Annotated in this window: 4 protein-coding genes; 3 read left to right on the top strand and 1 reads right to left on the bottom strand. The window is 72.4% G+C overall.

Annotation, left to right across the window (positions count from 1 at the left end; translation table 11 throughout):
• Nucleotides 1-26: 26 nt before the first annotated feature.
• On the bottom strand, nt 27-629 hold the full coding sequence (locus tag AOK00_RS17580) for a DUF4064 domain-containing protein (protein ID WP_055601255.1): 603 nt from the start codon (nt 627-629) through the stop codon (nt 27-29).
• A 250-nt stretch (nt 630-879) separates the two neighbouring features.
• Here AOK00_RS17580 and AOK00_RS17575 point away from each other — a divergent pair, with 250 nt between their 5' ends.
• The 3 genes from AOK00_RS17575 to AOK00_RS17565 form a co-directional block, all read left to right on the top strand.
• Nucleotides 880-1,740, top strand: a complete 861-nt coding sequence (locus AOK00_RS17575) for a bifunctional methylenetetrahydrofolate dehydrogenase/methenyltetrahydrofolate cyclohydrolase (RefSeq protein ID WP_055601254.1) — start codon at nt 880-882, stop codon at nt 1,738-1,740.
• Nucleotide 1,741: 1 nt separating this feature from the next.
• Nucleotides 1,742-2,344, top strand: a complete 603-nt coding sequence (locus tag AOK00_RS17570; RefSeq protein ID WP_055601253.1) for a DUF3017 domain-containing protein — start codon at nt 1,742-1,744, stop codon at nt 2,342-2,344.
• 255 nt (nt 2,345-2,599) lie between these two features.
• The coding region (locus AOK00_RS17565) for a helix-turn-helix domain-containing protein (RefSeq protein WP_159041782.1) at nt 2,600-3,011 on the top strand (412 nt) is incomplete at its 3' end.

Raw genomic sequence — 3,011 nt, 5'->3', positions numbered from 1 at the left:
GGAACCGGGCCCCAGCCATGTGTGGATCAGTACTGCTGCTTGTTGCGGTTGAACCAGGCCGAGCCGTCCGACTTCGCCACGAAGACGATGACCAGGACGGCCAGGGCGAGGCCCACGATGCCGAGGGGCAGCGAGAAGAGGCTGAACAGCACGCTGATCGAGGAGTAGACGATGGTGCCGACCCGGACCCCGTTGCCGCCGGAGCGGAACTTGGCGGCGAGCACCATGCCGAAGGCGGCGAAGATCAGCGAGAAGATGCCGATGCCGATCAGGATGCCCTGGCCCATGTCGGCGAAGGCATCGACATCGGCGGACGAGGCGCCGGACTTCTCCAGCTCGCTGTCGAGCGCGAAGGACATGCCGATCACGGCGAGGCCGCCGAGGACGTTGAACGCGGCGCTGATCCACATCAGGACGCGCGCGGCCTTCACACCGCCCGGCATCTCCATGGCCACGCCCGGGTAGCCGCCCCCGCCGTACGGGGAGACCGGCGGAGCCGCCGGGTAGCCGTAGCCCTGCTGCGGCGGCACGCCCTGGGGGGACTGCTGCGGGTAGCCGTAGCCGGGCTGCTGTCCCTGTCCCTGGCCCTGCGGCTGGCCGTACGGGTTGTTCGGGTCACCGAAGCTCATCGCGGGTTTCCTCCGTGAATTTCTCTGTGCGGGGACGACGCGGCCCGCGCGGAGGACTTTTCACGGGATGTGAGCGGATTCCCCCCGGCACTTTCCGCGGTACTTCGCCGATCATCGTGGTCGCTTGGTCGACTTTTTGTCCAGTCGATACGCATCGGAGTTGTGCAAGTGCAACCCGTAGCTCCGTGTGATCGGCCGCCCGGCACGAGCGAATTGGAACAAGGCGGGGGTCATCCGGGAGGATGTCTCCATGAGCGCCCAGATTCTCGATGGCAAGGCCACCGCAGCCGCGATCAAGTCCGATCTGACCGTCCGTGTGGCGGCCCTCAAGGAGCGGGGCCTCACACCCGGACTCGGCACCGTCCTGGTCGGCGACGACCCGGCGAGCCACAAGTACGTGGCCGGCAAGCACCGCGACTGCGCGCAGGTCGGCATCGCCTCGATCCAGCGCACGCTGCCCGCCACGGCCACGCAGGAGGAGATCGAGGCGGTCGTACGGGAGCTCAACGAGGACCCGGCCTGCACGGGCTACATCGTGCAGCTCCCGCTCCCCAAGGGCATCGACGAGAACCGCATCCTGGAGCTGATGGACCCGGCCAAGGACGCCGACGGTCTGCACCCGACCAACCTCGGCCGGCTCGTCCTCAACGAGCCCGCCCCGCTGCCCTGCACGCCGAACGGCGTCATCACGCTGCTCCGCGCGCACGGCGTGGAGATCAACGGCGCGGAGGTCGTGGTCGTCGGCCGCGGTGTCACCATCGGCCGCCCGATGCCGCTCATCCTCACCCGCCGCTCCGAGAACGCGACCGTGACCCAGTGCCACACCGGCACCCGGGACCTGTCGGCGCACCTGCGGAACGCCGACATCATCGTCGCGGCGGCCGGTGTGCCGCACCTGATCAAGCCCGAGGACGTGAAGCCGGGCGCGGCCGTCCTCGACGTCGGCGTCTCCCGCAACGGCGAGGGCAAGATCGTCGGCGACGTGGACCCGGGCGTCTCCGAGGTGGCCGGGTGGATCTCCCCGAACCCCGGCGGCGTCGGCCCGATGACCCGCGCCCAGCTCCTCGTCAACGTCGTCGAGGCCGCCGAGCGCGCGGCCGCGGCGCTCTGACGTGACCCCCGGGACCCCCGGCACGGCCGGGACCCCGGACGGGGCGGCCGACGGCCCCAGGAAGAACGGGAGCGTCCGGGCGTCGGGCTCGCGCGCCTCGGGCTCCGGCGCCGCGACCGGAGGCGCTTCGGCCGGGAGTGCCCCGGCCGGGGGCACTTCGACCGGTGGTACGTCGGCCGGGGGCGCCCCGACCGGTGGCGCCACGCCCTGGAAGCGGCCCGCGCCCAGCCTCACCACCGGCACCGCGCGGCCCGAGGGCGGCGGTCGGGCGGCCTCCGGTGACGCCCCGGCGCCCGCCCGGCAGTGGCCGCTGCTCACCGTGCTCGGTCTTGCCGGGACCGGTCTGCTCGTGGTCGGGACGGACGTGCTCCCGCAGTCCTTCCGCATCGGCACGATGCTGGTCGGAGCGGCGCTCCTCCTGGGCGCCGTGCTGCGCCGGGTGCTGCCCTCGGTGGGCATGCTCGCCGTACGCTCCCGCTTCACGGACATGATCACGTACGGGGTCATGGGTGGCCTGATCGTGCTGCTCGCGCTCATGGTGCAGCCGGCGCCCTGGCTGAGGATCCCGTTCCTGGAGGACGTCCTCCATCTGACGGTCACATGACGGCCGCCTGACGTCCGGACGACCCGGCCGGCAGGTGGCGCGGCGCCCGCCCTCTCCCCCGTGGGAGGGCGGGCGCCGCTGCGATCAAGGGTCATGTACGTGCCAAGGTTGGTTCAAGGGCCGACAAGCCCCTGTGGCACGGAAGTGACCATTCCGGTACCTCGGCTGCGCATCCGGGGCGCGCATCGCCCCCGGACCTGCCATCCTTCGGTGGAGCAGGGGAGACGCGGGAGGCACGGAACAAGGGGGACCGTCATGCCTGGCTGGAAGGCGCTGCCGGAGGAGCTCGATCCGGAGGTCCGCGCGTTCACGGAACGCCTGCGCCGCCTCATCGACCGCAGCGGCCTCGGCGTCACGGCCGTGGCCGAGCGCACCGGGCACGAGCGGTCCGCGTGGAACACCTATCTGAACGCCCGCCAGTCCGTGCCCCGGAGCGCCGTCGTGGCCCTCGCCGAGGTGACCGGAAGCGACCCGGCGGCCCTCGCGGCCGACTGGGAGCGCGCGGAGCGCGCCCGGGCCCGCACCGCCGCGCCGGTCCGGCGCGGCGGCTACGGCGGCGGTCCCGGTGGTGACGACCGCACCATGCGGATCCGGCGCCTGGACGGGCCCCGTCCGGCGCCGCCCCCGGCCTCGGACACGCCGGCCTCAAGCGCGCCCACCTCAAGCA

The organism is Streptomyces aureus (assembly GCF_001418135.1).
Taxonomy (GTDB): Bacteria; Actinomycetota; Actinomycetes; order Streptomycetales; family Streptomycetaceae; genus Streptomyces; species Streptomyces aureus_A.
The sequence above is the reverse complement of the archived record's forward strand: the minus strand, read 5'-3'. Positions and strand labels throughout refer to the sequence as shown.